This window comes from Helicobacter sp. TUL, from assembly GCF_002287135.1.
Classification (GTDB): Bacteria; Campylobacterota; Campylobacteria; order Campylobacterales; family Helicobacteraceae; genus Helicobacter_F.
Genome location: NZ_NESU01000006.1, coordinates 37,939 through 56,238, shown reverse-complemented (window position 1 = coordinate 56,238; position 18,300 = coordinate 37,939). Strand labels below are relative to the sequence as shown.

The 18,300-nt window shown below is 38.2% G+C and carries 19 protein-coding genes; 7 read left to right on the top strand and 12 right to left on the bottom strand.

Annotated features, from left to right (window positions below; all coding sequences use genetic code 11):
• Nucleotides 1-12: 12 nt before the first annotated feature.
• The 3 genes from B9T66_RS04195 to B9T66_RS04185 form a co-directional block, all read right to left on the bottom strand.
• Nucleotides 13-1,269, bottom strand: a complete 1,257-nt coding sequence (locus tag B9T66_RS04195) for a molybdopterin molybdotransferase MoeA (RefSeq protein WP_095627736.1) — start codon at nucleotides 1,267-1,269, stop codon at nucleotides 13-15.
• Between the two features lie 74 nt (nucleotides 1,270-1,343).
• Nucleotides 1,344-1,946 carry a GTP cyclohydrolase II gene (ribA, locus tag B9T66_RS04190; RefSeq protein WP_095627735.1) on the bottom strand — a complete coding sequence of 201 codons (603 nt, stop codon included), beginning with the start codon at nucleotides 1,944-1,946 and terminating at the stop codon, nucleotides 1,344-1,346.
• A gap of 24 nt (nucleotides 1,947-1,970) precedes the next feature.
• Nucleotides 1,971-2,690: a DUF3943 domain-containing protein gene (locus tag B9T66_RS04185; protein ID WP_143429094.1), complete on the bottom strand. Its 720-nt coding sequence runs from the start codon at nucleotides 2,688-2,690 to the stop codon at nucleotides 1,971-1,973.
• 108 nt (nucleotides 2,691-2,798) lie between these two features.
• Between B9T66_RS04185 and B9T66_RS04180 the strand changes: the two genes are divergently transcribed.
• The gene (locus B9T66_RS04180) at nucleotides 2,799-3,365 is read left to right on the top strand and encodes a YhcH/YjgK/YiaL family protein (RefSeq protein WP_095627733.1); all 567 of its coding nucleotides are present in this window, start codon (nucleotides 2,799-2,801) and stop codon (nucleotides 3,363-3,365) included.
• A gap of 60 nt (nucleotides 3,366-3,425) precedes the next feature.
• On the opposite strand, the gene gmd is transcribed toward B9T66_RS04180, so the two are convergent.
• Nucleotides 3,426-4,535 carry a GDP-mannose 4,6-dehydratase gene (gene gmd, locus B9T66_RS04175; protein WP_095627732.1) on the bottom strand — a complete coding sequence of 370 codons (1,110 nt, stop codon included), beginning with the start codon at nucleotides 4,533-4,535 and terminating at the stop codon, nucleotides 3,426-3,428.
• A gap of 116 nt (nucleotides 4,536-4,651) precedes the next feature.
• Complete coding sequence (dnaB, locus tag B9T66_RS04170; RefSeq protein WP_095627731.1) at nucleotides 4,652-6,073, bottom strand: replicative DNA helicase; 1,422 nt, start codon at nucleotides 6,071-6,073, stop codon at nucleotides 4,652-4,654.
• A 109-nt stretch (nucleotides 6,074-6,182) separates the two neighbouring features.
• On the opposite strand from dnaB, the gene nth reads away from it, so the two are divergent.
• The 5 genes from nth to B9T66_RS04145 are packed head-to-tail and all read left to right on the top strand — an operon-like array spanning nucleotide 6,183 to nucleotide 9,545.
• Nucleotides 6,183-6,848, top strand: coding sequence for an endonuclease III (gene nth / locus B9T66_RS04165; RefSeq protein ID WP_095627730.1), 666 nt, complete (start codon nucleotides 6,183-6,185; stop codon nucleotides 6,846-6,848).
• A 48-nt stretch (nucleotides 6,849-6,896) separates the two neighbouring features.
• Nucleotides 6,897-7,313 carry a chemotaxis protein CheX gene (locus B9T66_RS04160; RefSeq protein ID WP_095627729.1) on the top strand — a complete coding sequence of 139 codons (417 nt, stop codon included), beginning with the start codon at nucleotides 6,897-6,899 and terminating at the stop codon, nucleotides 7,311-7,313.
• Between the two features lie 23 nt (nucleotides 7,314-7,336).
• Nucleotides 7,337-7,690: a flagellar motor switch protein FliN gene (gene fliN, locus B9T66_RS04155; RefSeq protein ID WP_095627728.1), complete on the top strand. Its 354-nt coding sequence runs from the start codon at nucleotides 7,337-7,339 to the stop codon at nucleotides 7,688-7,690.
• A gap of 3 nt (nucleotides 7,691-7,693) precedes the next feature.
• The gene (locus B9T66_RS04150) at nucleotides 7,694-8,692 is read left to right on the top strand and encodes a hypothetical protein (protein ID WP_095627727.1); all 999 of its coding nucleotides are present in this window, start codon (nucleotides 7,694-7,696) and stop codon (nucleotides 8,690-8,692) included.
• The gene (locus B9T66_RS04145) at nucleotides 8,676-9,545 is read left to right on the top strand and encodes an energy transducer TonB (RefSeq protein ID WP_095627726.1); all 870 of its coding nucleotides are present in this window, start codon (nucleotides 8,676-8,678) and stop codon (nucleotides 9,543-9,545) included. The genes B9T66_RS04150 and B9T66_RS04145 overlap by 17 nt, the downstream gene beginning before the upstream one ends.
• Before the next feature lie 7 nt (nucleotides 9,546-9,552).
• On the opposite strand, the gene B9T66_RS04140 is transcribed toward B9T66_RS04145, so the two are convergent.
• From B9T66_RS04140 to mltG, 6 genes are all read right to left on the bottom strand, one after another.
• On the bottom strand, nucleotides 9,553-10,659 hold the full coding sequence (locus B9T66_RS04140; RefSeq protein WP_095627725.1) for a DegT/DnrJ/EryC1/StrS family aminotransferase: 1,107 nt from the start codon (nucleotides 10,657-10,659) through the stop codon (nucleotides 9,553-9,555).
• Between the two features lie 13 nt (nucleotides 10,660-10,672).
• Nucleotides 10,673-11,224, bottom strand: coding sequence for a 2-oxoacid:acceptor oxidoreductase family protein (locus B9T66_RS04135; protein WP_095627724.1), 552 nt, complete (start codon nucleotides 11,222-11,224; stop codon nucleotides 10,673-10,675).
• A gap of 1 nt (nucleotide 11,225) precedes the next feature.
• A complete protein-coding gene (locus tag B9T66_RS04130; protein WP_095627723.1) occupies nucleotides 11,226-12,053 on the bottom strand; it encodes a 2-oxoglutarate ferredoxin oxidoreductase subunit beta in 828 nt (275 codons plus the stop codon).
• A 1-nt stretch (nucleotide 12,054) separates the two neighbouring features.
• Nucleotides 12,055-13,179, bottom strand: a complete 1,125-nt coding sequence (locus B9T66_RS04125; protein WP_095627722.1) for a 2-oxoglutarate synthase subunit alpha — start codon at nucleotides 13,177-13,179, stop codon at nucleotides 12,055-12,057.
• Between the two features lie 18 nt (nucleotides 13,180-13,197).
• Complete coding sequence (locus tag B9T66_RS04120) at nucleotides 13,198-13,512, bottom strand: 4Fe-4S binding protein (protein WP_095627721.1); 315 nt, start codon at nucleotides 13,510-13,512, stop codon at nucleotides 13,198-13,200.
• A gap of 201 nt (nucleotides 13,513-13,713) precedes the next feature.
• The gene (mltG, locus tag B9T66_RS04115; protein ID WP_257874598.1) at nucleotides 13,714-14,541 is read right to left on the bottom strand and encodes an endolytic transglycosylase MltG; all 828 of its coding nucleotides are present in this window, start codon (nucleotides 14,539-14,541) and stop codon (nucleotides 13,714-13,716) included.
• Between the two features lie 43 nt (nucleotides 14,542-14,584).
• Here mltG and B9T66_RS04110 point away from each other — a divergent pair, with 43 nt between their 5' ends.
• Nucleotides 14,585-17,566, top strand: coding sequence for a YhdP family protein (locus B9T66_RS04110; RefSeq protein WP_095627719.1), 2,982 nt, complete (start codon nucleotides 14,585-14,587; stop codon nucleotides 17,564-17,566).
• Here B9T66_RS04110 and truA read toward each other — a convergent pair.
• Nucleotides 17,512-18,285 (bottom strand): tRNA pseudouridine(38-40) synthase TruA, encoded by a 774-nt coding sequence (gene truA / locus B9T66_RS04105; protein ID WP_257874597.1) that lies wholly within the window; start codon nucleotides 18,283-18,285, stop codon nucleotides 17,512-17,514. The two genes, B9T66_RS04110 and truA, sit on opposite strands and share 55 nt — an antisense overlap.
• Between the last annotated feature and the right edge of the window lie 15 nt (nucleotides 18,286-18,300).

Here is an 18,300-nt window from a genome sequence, read left to right as displayed (position 1 = left end):
CCTAATGCTAAATTATATAAAATCACGAAACACTAATAATGGCACAACTGCACCCTTTGGCAAGCTCTCGCCTCCCTCTTGCAAAATCGCAAACGCCGTGTGTGCACCTAGATTCTCAATCATTGAGCTTTGCAAGGTTTTTTTACTTGCAAAACTTGCATACAATTTGCCATCACGCACTTCCACATCGCACGCACGAAATTCCATACGCGAATCTACGCGCACCGCTTCATCAAGCAAAGTCGCTTCCAAAATAAGCTCTCTTGCTTGTGTGCCACACAAACGTGCAAGAATCTTCCGCGCAAAAAGCAAAAATGTCGCTACGCAAGAATTTGGATAACCAGGCAATCCAAAGACATGCGTTTGTTTCTCTCCGCTAGAGTAGATTCCGTATGCTACAGGCTTACCAGGTTTTAATCGCACACCTTTAAAGATCATTTCTGTTTCTTGAGCCATAATGTCTTTGGTAAAATCAAAATCCCCCACGCTCATACCACCTGTGGTAAGCAATATATCGCATTGTTTTAAGGCTTGGCGATAAAGCGCGCGGATAGAATCTCTATCATCGCCAACTTTTGGATATAAGATGCCCTCGCCTCCCAAAGTTTCCACAAGTGCATTAAGTAAGTGATTATTAACACTGCGTAATGCGTTTGTCCTATCGCTCTCTTCACCCACTTCAAGAATCTCATCGCCTATGCTTAAAATCCCAACTTTAGGCTTCTGCACGACTTGCACAAACACTTGATTAAGATCTGCAAGAAGTCCTATCTCAAAAGGTGTGATACGTGTGCCAGATTCTAAGAGTTTCTGCCCTTTGGTATAATTTTCACCCACCTGACGCACCCATTGTGTGGGTTTGATAGTCTGTGTTGGATCTTTTAGGCGCACAAACATTGTATCTTGCACCTGCGTTTCTGTGATATCTTCACGCAAAATGATTGTATCTGTACCATTTGGCATACGCGATCCTGTGTAGGTGCGGATAGTATGAGCAGGTTGTATGGTAAATTCTTGTTCTATACCGGCATTATTTGTGGCTTGGATAGCTAATCCTTTTGTGCGTAAAATCTCTATATCAGCGCTAGAAATCGCATAACCATCCATACTAGAAGTGGGAAAAGGTGGGACATTTTTGGAAGCAAAAACATCTTGAGCAAGATAACGATTAAGGGCTTGGGTAAAAATAACTTTTTGACTAGGAAGTGTGTGCACAGGGATATTACGCAAGATCTCCACAGCTTCATCATAGCTAATCATCGTGCGCATATCTTATCCTTTTTTGCAAATATTAGGGAGTTGTATTGTAGGCTATTTATCTTAAGCCTATTATTAAAGTAGCCCTAAAGCATATGTCCCATTTTATTCTTTTTAACCTCTAGGTATTGTTTATTGTGTTCATTGCAGCCAACAATAATACTTTGCCTACTCACCTTAGCATATTGCGCAAGAGAATCTACTTTAAGAGGATTATTTGTTAAAAGCTCAATTTCTTCTATCCCAAAGGTTTTAAAAATTGCTCCCACAATCTCATAATTTCTACAATCGCTAGGCAACCCAAGCTCTAAATTTGCCTCAATTGTATCTAAACCTTTATCTTGCAGGGCATAGGCATTCACCTTATTAAAAAGCCCTATGCCTCTACCTTCTTGACGCAAATACAAAAGCATACCACCTTGCTTATGAGCTTGGATAGCTCGCATAGAATGTGCCAATTCTTCGCCACAATCACACTTTAGCGATCCAAACACATCGCCAGTGAGACATTCAGAATGCAAACGCACCAACGGAATCTCACCAAGATGTTGTGTAAATACCACTAAATGCTCTTTGGGACATACTGCTTGTTGTGTATGAGAATCTTCCTCGTATTCCTTAAAACTTTGAATCCAAAACACTCCATATTTCGTAGGGAGCTTAGCTTTTTGTGAAACTTCAAAACGCATATTTTTCCTTTGTATCAAAATATATTAAAACGCATAATGCAAACTTAACATCATGCCATTACTTCCCTGCCTTGAGCGAACAGGACTAAGGCGCGTATAAAAAACATTTTTATCTACCCCAAAATGCTCATCAAGCCTCATTAATTCGATAAACGAACCAACAGGATCCATGAGGACAAGGGCGAAATTTCCTAAAAATCGCGAATTAAGCAAGGTGCGATCATTGGCATAAATATGCATACTCGCTTGATACAACATTTCACCAAGCATTGCACCAAAAGCAGGAGTAACGATAAGATCCTGCCAACTAGGCACTTCTGCAAAGGCTTCAATGCCAAATTCCCAAAACAATGCACTTGTTGCAAATGAAAATAATGCGCTCTCAAACCACCCATACCCAGCCTTGCGAGGCTGCATATAATATACACTGCCCCAATAAGGATGTGTAATCCAGTTTAAAAACCAATCATCTCTATCAGCTACAAGCGCATTTGAAATGCGATCCGTCCAATTCCTACCAAGATAATGAATATCTTCCTTGTTCCAATTTGTCACGCTCTCTGGCATGAGATATAAAACTATTGCACCACCCATAGAACCCACCAATAACACACCACTACTCAAGGCTACATACGATGCATTTTGTTGTGAATCTGAATGTAATTGTAATTTACTATAATCTATACTCGATTGTGCATACAGCGTGGCTACAAGCAATAATGATACAAACATACACCGCAACAAAAGCCAACCCTTATTACAAAATCTTTCAAGAAAGGTCGCATTTTACTATCTTTTGCCTAATACAATAAAACACAACATGCTATAATTATAAACAAAAAGGAATTACATATGGCACTTGTTGGGGATTTTAGGCAATTTGAATCTTTTTTTGCGCTCTATCCATCACTTATAGAAGCAAAAAACTATCTTACACAAGCACTTACAGTAGATTCTGTAGTGTATAAACGCATTAACGCACTTGCGAGCACAACAGAAAATACTCGTGTAGAATTTACATATGAATTGGGAGGAAATATACGTGCCATTGAGCAAACATATCCTCTCAAGCCTCATACGGAAGCATTTTATGAATCTCATAAAAAATTTGTAGATTTTCAGCTATGTGTAGAGGGAGCAGAATACTTTGAGGTAGGCTATATCAAAGACTTTATTCCACTTACGCCATATGATGAATCTAAAGATCTTATTATCTACGCCAAGCCAATTACCCCACCCCATCGTTTCTTTTTTCATAGCGGAATTTTGGGGATATTTTTTCCCCAAGATGTGCATGCTGGGGGTTTAACCTATCCTATACAATCCCATACAAACGCGCAAGATACAACCAATACTACAGACTTACTTACTCAACCAAAAAAAGTAGTCCTAAAAATCCCTATAGAATACTTTGCATAGAATCTAACACAAGCAAAAACTCCTCAAGAGATTCTGTGTGTTATATTTAGCTCACAATATTTATTCAAAATAACTAAAAATACTATAACCGCCGTCTTTTAGGTATTTGTCTTTTTGCATAAGCTTTAGATCGCTATGCACCATATCTTTTACCAATGCAGCCAAATCATATTCTGGCACCCAACCCAATTTTTCTCGTGCCTTACTCGCATCCCCAATCAGTAAATCCACTTCTGTTGGGCGGAAATATCGCTCATCTACGCTCACGACTTCTTTACCAATTTCAAGCTTAAAATCCCCCAAACATGCTTTGATATACCCTCGTTCTTGCACGCCCTCACCACGGAATTCTATCTCTATGCCTAGCTCCGCAAACGCCATTTTGACAAACTCTCTCACTTCTGTAGTTACCCCTGTAGCAATAACCCAATCCTCTGGCTTTGGTGCTTGCAAAATAAGCCACATCATTCGCACATAGTCTTTGGCATGTCCCCAATCGCGTTTGGCGCTAAGATTCCCTAAATAAAGTTTATCTTGCAATCCTAATGCGATTTTTGCCACCGCACGCGTAATTTTTCTTGTTACAAAAGTTTCCCCTCGTATAGGGCTTTCGTGGTTAAATAAAATCCCATTACTTGCAAAGATATTATATGCCTCGCGATAATTAACCGTGATCCAATACGCATAAAGCTTAGCACACGCATATGGAGAACGCGGATAAAATGGTGTTTTTTCACTTTGTGGGACTTCTTGCACAAGTCCATATAGCTCGCTCGTGGAAGCTTGATAAATCTTGCTTTTTTCTACAAGTCCCAATAAGCGAACAGCCTCTAAGATTCTAAGTGTGCCTATGCCATCAGCATTTGCAGTATATTCTGGTGTCTCAAAACTCACGGCCACATGACTCATCGCTGCAAGATTATAGATTTCATCAGGTTTGGTTTCTTGGATAATGCGTGTGAGATTAAGAGAATCTGTCAAATCCCCATAGTGTAAGAAAAAATTGCGATTATCTACATGAGGGTCTTGATAGAGATGATCGATTCTATCGGTATTAAAAAGGGAGCTTCTTCTCTTAACCCCATGCACCTCATAACCCTTTTTAAGCAAAAACTCCGCGAGATATGCACCATCTTGCCCTGTGATCCCTGTAATAAGCGCTGTTTTCATATAACTTCCTTACTCCTTACAAAATCTTAAAAAACATAAAAGCCATTCTACACTAAAGGTGCTTAAACTTTTACAATATTCCAAAACCTATAGAATCTACAAAACCCTAAATACTCCTAATAAGGGCTAATAATGCTTTTTATTTCATCTACATCAAGCTTTGTGTCATGTTGCTCTTCTTGCTGTGTTGTTTCTGGATTCTCAAAGCGCGTAAAGCGCTTTCTAAATTGAAGTTTGATTGTTCGTGTTTCACCATTTCGGTTTTTGGCAACAATAAGTTCTGCGGGTTCTACATCACGCTCCACATATTCTGCCTTAAAATCCGCTGCCTTACCCTCTTTTTCTAAACGCGCTTTTCTTTCTCTATCGGCGCGTTTTTTATACACATCATCACGATACAAAAATAAAATCATATCCGCATCTTGCTCAATTGCTCCAGAATCTCGGAGATCTGAAAGCGTTGGGTGCTTATCATCGCGTCTTTCAAGCTCACGATTAAGCTGTGAGAGTGCGATTATAGGCATTTCTAACTCTCTTGCTAATGTCTTAAGCCCGCGAGAAATATCACTAATTTCAATTTGTTTGCCTTGATTTCTATCACCTACCATAAGCTGAAGATAATCAATCATCGCAATACCAACACTTGGGTGCTGACGCTTAAGCTTTCGCAGTTTGGAGCGTAATTGTGCGATATTAAGCACACTTCCATCATCGATAAAAAGCTTTTTGTGTATCATCATATCCGTATACATACTAAGTTGCTCAAGCTCATTATCATTTAAATTACCACGACGCAGGTTTTGCATAGAAATAGAGCTAAGAGAGCTAAGTAGGCGTATCATTAACTGCAATGCGGGCATTTCTAAACTAAAAATCGCTACACCAACATCGGCATTTAAAATGCTTTGGGCAATACTTAGCATAAAGGCTGTTTTACCCATAGAGGGACGCGCACCAATAATAATCAAATCACCGCTATTAAAGCCTGTTGTAATCTCATTTAATTCATGGAATCCTGTCGTGACACCTGTGAGAATCTCATTGCCACGCTCTTTAAGATCTATAAGATATTGCATTGTTTCTTTTGCAAGTGTCGGAGCATCGATAAAGCCCTTGCCGCTTGTATTGCCTAGTGCAATATCACTAACGCGTTTTTCAATAACCTCCATAATCTCTTGCGCACTAGAGTGTGAATCTAGTGATTTTTCACGCAAAAGCATTGCCAATTCTTGGAGTTCTCTTTTGAGCGCAGATTCTTTAATTTCTTTGGCATAAGCCTCGACATTAGCAATAGAATCTGCACTAGCAATCTCAACAATCTCATCTTCACGCACCTTGCCTTGTGATCGCTGCAAGATGATTTGAGCATCAAGGGGGAGGTTTAGCGCATCACACTCGCGCATAACCTCAAAAACATTTTTGTGTGTAGGATATAAGAAATCTTTGGGACTTAGAATTGCTGCAACTTCTTCATAAATACTTGGTGCATACAAAATCGAAGAAAGCACCGCACGCTCAATAGCAATAATCGTCTCCATAAACTCCACTCCCACCTAAAACAAAATACAATAAAGTCGCCAATTATAGCTAAAAGTCCCAAAAAATATTATAATGCAAGTTTTTAAGATACCAACCTTAAGGATCATAATGCCACAAATGCCACAAAAACCAAAAAAAGCTACAAAGACACAAATTAGTGAGATAAAATCTCTTTTTTTAGAGCACTACGCTAATGCCAAAACAGAATTACGCTACAACAACATATACGAACTCCTTGTGTGCGTAATGCTTTCGGCTCAATGCACAGATAAACGGGTTAATCTCGTAACTCCTGCGCTTTTTGCACAATACCCCGATGTCAAATCCCTAGCCAATGCCCCACTAGAAGAAATCAAAGAATACATAAAATCCATTTCATTTTTTAATAACAAAGCAGCAAATCTCAAAAAAATGGCAACCCAAGTCATGCAAGAATATAATGGGGAAATTCCCACCACACAAGAAGCATTAAAAACTCTTGCTGGCGTGGGACAAAAAACCGCAAATGTCGTATTGATAGAATTTTTTGAGGCAAATTTTATGGCGGTAGATACGCATGTATTTCGCACTTCTCATAGATTGGGGTTAAGTAGCTCTAGCACTGCCTTGCAAACAGAATCTGATCTCACCAAGGCTTTTAAAGATCATCTATCCACGCTCCATCAAGCCTTTGTGCTCTTTGGGCGCTATATTTGCAAGGCACAAAAACCCTTATGTCAAGAATGCTTTGTGCAACATTTATGCAAAAGCACACAAAATTTTAAGCCAAAATAAGCAAAAAATGCCTATAATGGGAAAATTTTAGCATACAAGGAGGTCTCCATGGATGTCATTCACCAAAGTTTCATAGAAGTGGTGCAACAAAGCATCAATAAGCTCCCAAAAGATTCTCTCTTACCAATCAAAAAGGGATATCTCACAAAAATTAGTATGCTCAAAGGCTCTACTCCGGACAAAGATGTGTTTTTGCTCTTTGATAAGGCATTTTTAAAAATCGTAGCAAAAGCAATGCTCCAAGATAATGATCCAAACAAAGAAACCCTAGAAGATATGGCAAAAGAACTCGCAAATCTTATCGTAGGACATGCCAAAATGCTTGCTAAGGGTAATGCAAGCTTTAGTATATCTGTGCCTAGCTATTTAGGACACAAACTCATAAAAGACTATGATAGTGGCTTGCACTTTAAATTAGGTAGAGGGCATTGCGGAATTTATGTAAGAAATATAGCTAAAAACTAGCAAATCTCAATAAGGAGTGAATAATGGGTGGTGAATCTATCCTCGATAAACAACGAATCCACACGCCAAAAGAAATAGAACTAGCAACATATCTTGAAGATATGATGCAAAACTACAATGGATTATTAGATATGGAAGTGCTTTTTGAAGCTGAATTGGGATCTACAAAACTTCCACTCAATGAGATTTTACGCTTTGAAAAAGGATCGATTATTGACTTGGGTAAGCCCGCTGGTGAAAGCATTGAAACATTTGTCAATGGTCGTGTGATAGGAAAAGGCGAGGTTATGGTCTATGAAAAAAACCTTGCTATCCGTATCAATGAGATTTTAGATTCTAATGCGATTGTATATTATCTCACACGCGAGAAAGTCTAAATTATGCGTTATCTCATAGGATTTGTGTGTAGCTTAAGCTTTGTTTTTGCTATACAAGCACAAAAGATAGATATACACACAGGTAAAGAAAGCAATGAAGTTCTGTTATATTTGGATATGCCCTATGATTCCACACCTCAAATCACAACCAAAGATGAATATAAGGGGGTAATTTTTACAAATATTACCGCACAAGTGCAAAATAAGCGTATAAGTGGGTCGCTTGTAAGTGAGATACAAATTTTTAACATTAATAATGATCTGTATGTGCTAGGCGTGGGTGATCCGACACAAATTGATGTCGAAGTAAGCAAGGCAGGGCAAACCTTTAAGGTTACGTTTCTCAAAGCCAAACCCTCGCATTTGGAACTTTTGATGAATAAATCACTCAATATTCCTACCACACAAGGGGATTCTGAAATTTCTCAAAATATCGCCACACTTCCAAAGCCTAATGATGCGAATTTTGCTAGCACAACACAATCTCATCAAATCTCGCTACAAGACAACACCAAACAATCTCAACAAAATCCTAATGAAAAAGATTCTACACAAACCTTGGAGCTTGGCAAAAATGGGGATCTAGATCCTTGGCGTTATGGTGCTTTAGTCGGGATTATGGTGCTTCTCCTTGTGATTTTATTATGGACACGAAATACCTTGCGTAAAAACACGCAGCCCTTTTCATCATATCTAGATCCAAAATCCACAAAAAATACACACTTTGAGCTTAATCCATTTGATCCAACAATAAAAATCATCGCCCAAAAACGCGTAGATTCTAAAAATAAGATTCTCACACTCGAAACAAATGGGTATCGCTATGTCGTGCTTATGGGTAACTCTAATACCCTACTTGATAGATACCCAATAGCCAAACACAACGAATCTCCGAAACCAACGCTTTATGATAGTCTTGTGATTGAAGATTCACAATTTAGTAATCTTTTGGAGCAAAAAGCACAGCGCTTGCGACAACTCAAAAATGACCAAAACATATGAAATCACAGAACATGAACGCTTGCGTTTTGCTCTGCTCTGCTCGATTGTTGTCCATATCGTTATCATTGCGGTGATATTTTGGAATCTAAGGCAAACAAACCTTCAGTTTAAAAAGGGCACAGGAGAAATTCCAAATAAAATAAAAATTTCAGGATTTTTGCCCCAGCAATCACCTACGCAAGGCACAGATCAAAACACGACTCAAGCACAACAAAACACCTCTGCACAAAAATCACAAACCAAAAACACTACACAACCCCCAAGCGCCACACAAACTAGCAATATCGCTAATCGGAATTCTAAGCCGCTAGGTTCTCACCCTATACAAAACACTACCCATACACAAACCCAAGAAAATACTATAGATTCTATAGATTTGCATAATCTCACGCTTAATAATCCCTCCCCTAATGCAAATAATGCTATGGATTCGCGCTCCAGGAAAAAGGGACAATCCCCTTCGTTAGCAGCAATTTTTTCGCACTATCCAAAACTTGATGATATTACAAAACGCGATGTAAACGATCTTTATGGTGAGGAATTTGGAGATTATGGACTTGTGGAGCAGGATTTTATCATCAACAACTTACGAGATATAGGGCGTATCACAGGCAAATATCTCAAATATCCACAAGATGCAATCCGACTAGGGCAACAAGGGGTTAATATCGTGCAATTTTATCTCCACCCAAATGGAGATATCACAGATCTTAAGCTCATCAAGTCTTCAGGTTATGTGATTTTGGATAGAAATTCTGAACGCACAATAGAAATTGCTTATAAAGACTATCCACACCCAACAAGCACCGTCCTTATTAGAATCCGAGTGAGCATGGAGCTGTATTATTACTAGCTACATACTATACAAACGCATTGATAATTTCAACAATCCTATGTGTATCCTCTATACTTTGGACTTGGCTAATGGGCAAGCTTAGAATCTCATTTTGCAAGGTTTGTGCGATAGGCAATTCTAAATGATTATAACATGCATACACTTGTTGTTTATGCACAGGTATAGGATAGTGAATGAGAGTTTGCACACCATTACGCGATAAATATTCTTGTAGCCTCTCACGCTCTTTGGTGCGAATAACAAACAAATGCCATACATGTGAATGCGGATACAAGGCGCGATGTGTTGGCAAAATAATCTCACTATGCCTAATCTCTTGCATATAAATATTGGCAATATTTCGTCTATGTGTATTATCAGAATCTAAAAGCGATAATTTGGTGTGTAAGATAAGAGCCTGTAGTGAATCTAGGCGCGCATTAATGCCATCAAAAGTATGAATATATTTGCTTGTGCTTCCAGCATTGCCAAGAGATCTAATCATTGTGGCAAGCTCATCATCATCAGTTGTGATCGCACCACCATCGCCCAATGCTCCAAGATTTTTGGCAGGATAAAAGCTAAAAGCCGCGGCATTGCCATAAGATCCCACTCGCCTTGTAGAATCTGCAAAATATGCTCCGTGGGCTTGTGCGCTATCTTCAATAACAAGCAGATTATGTATCTTGGCAAAATCAAGTATTGATGACATATCACAGATTTGTCCATATAAATGCACAGGCATAATAGCCTTGATTCGATCATTCATAAGATTTGAGAGTTTGGAGACATCAATCAAAAAATCTTGTGTGCTAGGTTCAGCAAAAATAGGAATAAGATTATTTTGCGTGATTGCAAATACACTTGCTATATAAGTATTGGTAGGGACAATGATTGCATCATTATCACGAAGTTTACCTAAAATTTTATAAGCTTTTAGAATCAAATACAAGGCGCTAGATCCACTACTAACGCCTATACAATATTTACTCCCACAATATGTGGCAAATGCCTCTTCAAACTGAGCACACGCCTCGCCTTGAATATACTGCGCACTCTGCACAAATGCGCTAAAACTGCGCTCAAATGCAAAGCGTGTATTAATCTTGGCAAGATCAATGAAGGGAAACATTAGGACTTAGTTTCTATCCTAATGCTTTAAGCGCGTATTTTTCGCCTAATTCAAAGGCTTTTTTATTGAGATCTTTCACTTTATCTGGAACTTTTTCCAACATCGTATCAAAAACCAAATCCCGATTTACGCACTTTGTCATACTCACAGTGATAGCCAATGCTACTACAGATTGTGTCACCACATTACCCACTTCTTCTTTGGCGATTGTAATGATTGGTATCTCATAAATTTTAAATTTCTTTTTATCCTCATCGCTTGGCGTTACAAGATTTGGCTCTACCACGATGATATTACCTGCTTTCACACCACCTTTAAAAGCATTGTAGCTCACCTGCGCAGTAGAAAGCATAAAATCAATCTCTCCCTCATTGGCATAAGGATATAAAATTTCCTTATTATCAAGCAAAATATCCACCTTTGTAGGTCCTCCACGCACTTGGGAAGTATAGGTAGCTGCTTTCACACCATAACCATGATCTTTGATTTTAGCTTCTGCAAGAATCTCTCCTGCAAGCAACACGCCTTGCCCACCAACACCTGTAAAACGAAGTTGATATTCCATCTTAGTGTCCCCCTTTAGCTTGAGCTCTTGCTATCACACCATCATATGCCTTACAATATTCTATACGACTTGTATCGTGTTTAAGCACACCTGTAGGGAATTTACCAGCTTTTTCTTCTTCGCTTAATGTATCGAATTTATTCTTAGAAACAAGGCGAGATTCTATCCACTGAAGCATCTTGGTAGCATCACCCATCTTGTTTTTGCGTCCAAGATTCACATGGCAGTTACTATGAATATCAAAGAAACTAAAGCCTTCATGGCTAAAGCCTTCTACAAGGAGTTTTTCAATCTTTTTAGGAGAGATGACAGATTCTCTACCTACAAATGTTGCACCCGCTGCCATAGCAATTTCACAAGGATCAAAGCTTGGATCAATATTACCATATTGCGCTGTTACAGTCCAAAAATCCTTAGGTGTTGTAGGGGAAGTTTGGGAGTTTGTCAAACCATAAATAAAGTTATTAATAAGCACAAGGTTAATATCGATATTTCTACGACAAGCATGAATGGTATGATTACCACCAATCGCCATAGAATCTCCATCACCTGAAATCACAACAACCTTTTTCTCTGGATTAGCAAGCTTAATGCCTGTAGCATATGCCAAAGCTCTACCATGTGTAGTATGGACGGTATTGCAATTAACATATGAAGAGAATCTCCCACTACAACCAATCCCACTCACGATACATACATCATCCATTTTCCAACCCAAGCTATCTATAGCTCGTATAACAGATTTGAGTATCACACCATCGCCACAACCCCAGCACCAAAGTGTGGGCATTTTATCCATTCGTAAGTAATCTTCGTAATTAAATGCCATCTTATAGCTCCTGTATTTTGTTGATAATTTCTTGAGGCGAAAGACTTCGTCCGTTTGCCTTACCCAAAAACTCTACATTGCGTTGCATCACACGCTCAACTTCGTGGAGATATTGTCCCTTATTAAGCTCAAGCACAAGGATTTTATTGATTTTTTTACCAAGGGCTTGAAGCTGTTTTTGTGGACTAGGCCAAATTGTGATAGGTCTAAACATACCTACTTTTTTACCTTCTTGGCGTAATGTATTAATAGCCTCTTTAGCAGCCAAAGACACAGAACCATACGCAATGATTGCGATCTCTGCATCTTCTAATTGATATTCCTCATATTCCACAATGTCATCAACATTATTTTCTATCTTGCTAAAAAGTCTATCAATAAGCTCTTGCGCAAGAACCGCATCTTCTGTAGGGAATCCTGTAGGTCCATGATGAAGCCCTGTAATGTGATAACGATACCCTTTAAAGAAAGGATTTAATACTGCTGGTTTGCCTTGTGGTACACCATAAGGCTTGTAATCTTTAGGATCACCTTTGAACTCCTCACGATTGATAATCATCTTTTCAACTTCGCTAAGCTCTGGAATAAGTGCCTTACCATGCATATGTCCTACGGTTTCATCAAGAAGTAAAAACACTGGAGTCATATATTTTTCTGACAAGTTAAAAGCACGAATAGTTTGCGTATATGCTTCACTAAGATTCCCAACTGCGATTGCTATAGAACAAAAATCCCCATGACTTGGATTTTTAACTTGATTAAGATCGCCTTGTGAAACGCGTGTTGGCAATCCTGTCGAAGGTCCGCCACGCATAACATCAACAACAACTAATGGAATCTCTGCCATAAAACCATAACCAACTTGCTCTGCTTTCAATGAAATACCTGGTCCTGAAGTAGCAGTCATCGCCTTTTTACCTGTCATAGCAGCACCAAGCGCCACTGAAATACCACCGATTTCATCTTCCATTTGGATAAATTTTCCACCAACTTTAGGAAGATTCACACTCATCTCATGGGCTATATCACTCGATGGTGTAATAGGATATCCGCCAAAAAACCTACAGCCCACATCAATTGCAGCCTGTGCTACCAACTCATTTCCGCCTGTAATGACCTCTCGCATTCTTTCTCCTTCTTAAAATTAATCAACAACCATAAAATGATTATCTTTTACGCGTTGTGCGCGCTCTCTAGATTCTGGAGTAAGTTTAGCAAACTTAAACTCATCTTTACTTGCAACAAAAATAGCAAAGTCTGGGCAATGCAACTCGCATTCATAGCACCCTATACAACTCTCTGGATGTGCTACGCTAATAATTTTACCCAAAATCTTATGTTCATCTTTTCTCATACCCAACACGCCACTTGGGCAGAGCGATACGCAAATATCACACGCCTTGCACCTTGTCTCATCAATCCAAACCGGAGTATTCTCTGGAGCCTGTTTTAATCCCATTTCCTCTTCCTTTCTTAAAGTTTTATTTTAATAATATTATCCCTTTTCGCTTAAACAATGCGTAATTTTACACAAAAGCACAAATCTTTGTTACATTTTGTATAGCCTTATACTCTTGGTAAGACATCACGCATTCCAAAAACGCAAACACCAAAGTTTACAAACAAAAAGTTAAATATTTGTTAAACTCTATGAAATTTTTTAAAAATTGCTCTTGTGATCTTGGTAAGTTTTACTAAATGTATGTGTGCCATTTTTATTTCGCACAAAATAGAGATATTCTACATTTGCAGGATTTAGCACAGCCTTTATAGCCTGAATACTTGCACTTGTGCATGGATAAGGGGGAATGCCTTTGTATTTATATGTGTTGCATACATTTGTGTCATTGCGTATGCGTTCTGGTGTAACTTTTTGATGCGAATACTCTCCATAATTAAGTGATCCATCCATTTGCAAAGGCATACCAAGTTTTAAGCGATTAAAAACCACTGCGGCTACTATTGGCATTTCATCTATATTAGCGGCTTCTTTTTGCACGATAGAAGCAATAGACACATAATAAAACCACTTATCTCTATCATACACACCCATAAGTTGCGTTGCGGTATTTTCATGCCATTTATAAGACATTTGAGACAAAAGTTTCATAAATTGATCCTCGCTAAGTCCTAATGGTAATTTATAGGTTTCTGGGACAATGATGCCTTCTGGAAGATGAAAGTATGTATCATAAGATTCTTGTAATTTTTGAGAATCTAAGCCAAAAGTTTTTGCCACATCTTGCAAGAAAAAATATAATGTCTCACCAGGAATAAGTGTAATTTCTTTGGTAGCCGCCTTGGCAGTGCTAAGCTTTTTAAGAAACTCGAGGCGTGTAGGATTCTCCATACCCAAATCCACAAAACCACTTTGTGGCGTCCCTATGAATTGCATAGCAAACGCATCAAGTTTGCCAAATTGATTTGGTGGAATGTCCTTTATTCCGTTAAGATATGTTATAATAGACTTTATAGAACCCTTTGGCACATTCAATATTTGAGGAACTACAACAGGAGTGGTAAAATACCATATGAACCAACAACACACACCAAAGCATAAGCCAAATACCAAATACAAAACTCTTGTTAGTCTCTTTGTTTTCTGTGGCACGATTATTATCCTTTGTTTTCTTGGCTATAAAGTCCTTAATGAAGGTATTTATAAACAAGAGTTTTCTTTTGGTTTTGTGAAAATTGAAGGATTGTATCTTAAATTAGAAAATAAGTTTATTGTAGATATTAAAAAAGTCGATCTTTCTCAAAGCACATTATTCTCTAATGAAACAAGCAACGATACCAAACAAGAAAACCTTAAAGATTCTATAGATTCTGCGATGAATTGGGTGCAAAATATTTTTTGGATTCTCTCCTATTTTGAAACGCTCAATATCCACAAGATTATTTTCCCTGACAATACAGAACGCGCAATACTATATGATGGCTCACATTATCTCATAACCACGCCACATTTTAACGCAACCCTAAATACTACCCAAAGCAGTAAAGATATTAATTTAGAGATTCAATCCCTCATAATCCCAGAACTCTTTTTGGAAGCTACAGGACATATGCAATACCACATAGGTAGCAAAACACTTGATATAAACACGCTTCAAATCTCCCATGCTAAAACCTTAAATCAAGCCAACAATGAAGTAGCGTCTATATACATTACAGGCAATACAGATTTTCAAAATGCCACACTCACAATAAATTCCTCAACTTGGGATCAAATCCAATTTCTTAAGCCATATATTGCCCTCTTAGACAACAAAACCCTAGAATCTTGGTTGTTTAAACAAATCCAATTTGAATCTATCCAACTTGAAAACCTTACCCTCAAACTTTCGTTTAATAAATACTTTGTCCAAAACCTTCTCTCTGATATGTATGGCTCTATCCACTTGCATAAACCCACAATATCTATCGCTCCAAACACCACACCTATCATCGCTTCAGACGCCACAATAAATCTTGTAAATAAAGCGCTAGATATCCGTTTTAGTGAGCCAAGTTTTGCAGGACATAGCCTAGGCACATCTGCAGTGCAAATTAATCTCCCCATTAATCAAGTATTTGGAGTTTTTGTGCAATTGCGAAGTAAAGATCTCGTACTAGATAAAGCGCTTCTTGATCTTTTGTATGCCATTCTTGATATACATCTCCCAGTGCAAACCTCAAGTGCGCTTGACACTACATTAGATCTTGCACTAAAATTAAACTCCAAAAATCAATTAGAAACGCAAGTAAATGGTGTCATTAGCGGCAAAAATGTCAATGCCATACTCTTTGGGCAACCAATCCTCGCTACAGATCTCCAAACAACACTCAACATTGATCGCGACAAAAAACGCTTAATCTCTATCAAAAGCTCACAAATAAAATATGCTGATATGCTCTCTACACAATTTACATTTGATATAGATGCCCTCGCACACACACTAAGGGGTGATTTTCTCATTCAGTATGCGGATTTGCTTCCATCAAAAATGTTCCCAGCACGCGTGAATTATCCAGGTTTCAAAGATATAGCCGATGATGATGTAATGACAAAAAATATTATTAATGCTATTATCAAAGAAAATACTTCAACCTTGCCAAGTATTCTTCAAATCCCGCCACTTAGCCAAAATACAGAATCTACCCAACCAAATTCATCAAGCAATGCAACACAATCTAATTCCATACGCAACATCACCCTTGAAGGTAGTTTTAAAGATGGTATTATCGATCTTGCTATTCCACAACTCACACTTTCTTTTAAACAAGATTCTATGCTACATATTAGCCTTGAAAAAATACAAACACTCTATCCCCACTCCCCACTTTTGCAATATTTTGGTGTAAAAAAAGGCTCTCTCACACTCCACAATAAAGACGCCAATGCAGGAGAAGTCTTGCTTGAAGCAAAAATAGAGAATCTCACCTATCCTGTTTATGATAAAAATAATCAAGCATTGCATATGCTAGAACTTAATGGCAGTATCAAAACAGATGACATTATGCTTACCACCAAAGATCAACATATCAAATTCCACAAACACCTCAATACCACATCTCTTGTATTTAAAGACTATAATCTTGATATTAATCAACTTATGGAAAGTAAGATTCCTATGTTATATGAAATTTTTCACGAAGAAGGCGAGAGTGTGTCCTACACTCCAGAAGAGATAGCACAAAAAAATGCCTTTATCCGTCAAAAACGCAAGTTTGAAAATGAACACAATATCGCGCCCCATATTTTGTATTTAGAATCTAATAATATGGATATTGTATATGGTGATTTTATTATACCTACAGATTCTGCGACAATCACTATGCGCGATAAGCGTATCAATGCCAATGCCGCGTATGGCAATGGCATTGCAGATATTAATATTGCTTATGGTAGGGCAAATATCACACTTGATAATTTTAGCTCAAGCTTTATCAACCAAGTGCTTTCCAAACAGCTTTTTGCTGGTGGGCTTTTTGACTTCTCTGGCACACTCAAAGACAACACCCTGCAAGGTGAGATTCGTATCCAAAACACAACTTTCAAAGACTTTGCAATCGTGCAAAACATTGTAGGACTAATCGATACAATTCCCTCACTAATTATGTTTAAAAAACCCGGACTTAGCAATGATGGCTATGAAATCAAAGAGGGGAAATTTTTATTTTCTATGAATAATGAATATTTGGGATTTGAATCTATTGATCTCACAGGAAGCGCGATTGATATTGATGGCAATGGTATTATAAACCTAAAAGAGCGCACCATAGATTTACTTCTCAAAGCAAGCACGATGAAAGCACTCTCAAATATTATTTCAAACATTCCTATTGTGGGCTATATCATACTAGGTGATGATGGCAAAGTAACAACAAATATTGTTGTTACTGGCAGTCTTGATAATCCAAAAACAGAAGTGAGTTTTATCGAAGATGTTGTGAATGCACCATTTAAGATACTTCACAGAATCTTCTCACCACTTGATAACATTGTCGATACACTCATAGAAGAATAACCTACTCCGCACAGATATAAGCCATTAGGGCTTACGGGTGTGCTATGATAGCGAGATTGTGCATCTATTTGTGCTTGAAGTTGCGGTTTTGATAATTCTCCGCGCGCATAACTAAAACTAGCACCTAACATTAAACGCACTTGGGCTCGTAAAAAACCATTAGCGCGTATATGCACGATAAGAAAATCGCGATACACATAAGCGTAGCTTTGCATAATGGTGCGTATAGAATCTTTGCTATGTGTACCTTGTTTTTTGAAAAACACAAAATCATGACTCCCCATAAAAAGTCTCAAGGCTTCTTGGAGGCGATGTATATCTCCAAATTGCTCATAGCTTACAAAACGCGCAGCAAATGGATTTGGCATTTGCAATCCTACAAGATAGCGATACGCCCTCCATGTAGCCCAAAAACGCGGATGAAAATCTTCACTCACATAGCGCAAAGAGATAAAGAAAATATGTGGGTAACTCTTTTTGTTTAACAATGTGCGTAAATATGCCAAATCCCACCGATGTGTCACATCAAAAGTAATCATCTGTGCACTAGCATGCACACCCTTATCTGTGCGTCCAGCTGCCAAAATTTTAGAATCTATTCCCACACGAGAGAGAATCTTATATAGCGTATTGCTTACACTTACAATGCCTTGTTCTTTTTGTGGCGCAAACCCACTAAATGCACTACCATCATAGGCAATCTTAGCCAAAACTCTCATCACAATATCTAGATT

Coding starts and splice junctions, on each gene's coding strand:
- B9T66_RS04195 (WP_095627736.1), bottom strand. CDS start 1,269: ATGCGCACGATGATTAGCTATGATGAAGCTGTGGAGATCTTGCGTAAT.
- ribA (WP_095627735.1), bottom strand. CDS start 1,946: ATGCGTTTTGAAGTTTCACAAAAAGCTAAGCTCCCTACGAAATATGGA.
- B9T66_RS04180 (WP_095627733.1), top strand. CDS start 2,799: ATGGCACTTGTTGGGGATTTTAGGCAATTTGAATCTTTTTTTGCGCTC.
- gmd (WP_095627732.1), bottom strand. CDS start 4,535: ATGAAAACAGCGCTTATTACAGGGATCACAGGGCAAGATGGTGCATAT.
- dnaB (WP_095627731.1), bottom strand. CDS start 6,073: ATGGAGACGATTATTGCTATTGAGCGTGCGGTGCTTTCTTCGATTTTG.
- nth (WP_095627730.1), top strand. CDS start 6,183: ATGCCACAAATGCCACAAAAACCAAAAAAAGCTACAAAGACACAAATT.
- B9T66_RS04160 (WP_095627729.1), top strand. CDS start 6,897: ATGGATGTCATTCACCAAAGTTTCATAGAAGTGGTGCAACAAAGCATC.
- fliN (WP_095627728.1), top strand. CDS start 7,337: ATGGGTGGTGAATCTATCCTCGATAAACAACGAATCCACACGCCAAAA.
- B9T66_RS04150 (WP_095627727.1), top strand. CDS start 7,694: ATGCGTTATCTCATAGGATTTGTGTGTAGCTTAAGCTTTGTTTTTGCT.
- B9T66_RS04145 (WP_095627726.1), top strand. CDS start 8,676: ATGACCAAAACATATGAAATCACAGAACATGAACGCTTGCGTTTTGCT.
- B9T66_RS04140 (WP_095627725.1), bottom strand. CDS start 10,659: ATGTTTCCCTTCATTGATCTTGCCAAGATTAATACACGCTTTGCATTT.
- B9T66_RS04135 (WP_095627724.1), bottom strand. CDS start 11,224: ATGGAATATCAACTTCGTTTTACAGGTGTTGGTGGGCAAGGCGTGTTG.
- B9T66_RS04130 (WP_095627723.1), bottom strand. CDS start 12,053: ATGGCATTTAATTACGAAGATTACTTACGAATGGATAAAATGCCCACA.
- B9T66_RS04125 (WP_095627722.1), bottom strand. CDS start 13,179: ATGCGAGAGGTCATTACAGGCGGAAATGAGTTGGTAGCACAGGCTGCA.
- B9T66_RS04120 (WP_095627721.1), bottom strand. CDS start 13,512: ATGGGATTAAAACAGGCTCCAGAGAATACTCCGGTTTGGATTGATGAG.
- B9T66_RS04110 (WP_095627719.1), top strand. CDS start 14,585: ATGAACCAACAACACACACCAAAGCATAAGCCAAATACCAAATACAAA.
- truA (WP_257874597.1), bottom strand. CDS start 18,285: ATGAGAGTTTTGGCTAAGATTGCCTATGATGGTAGTGCATTTAGTGGG.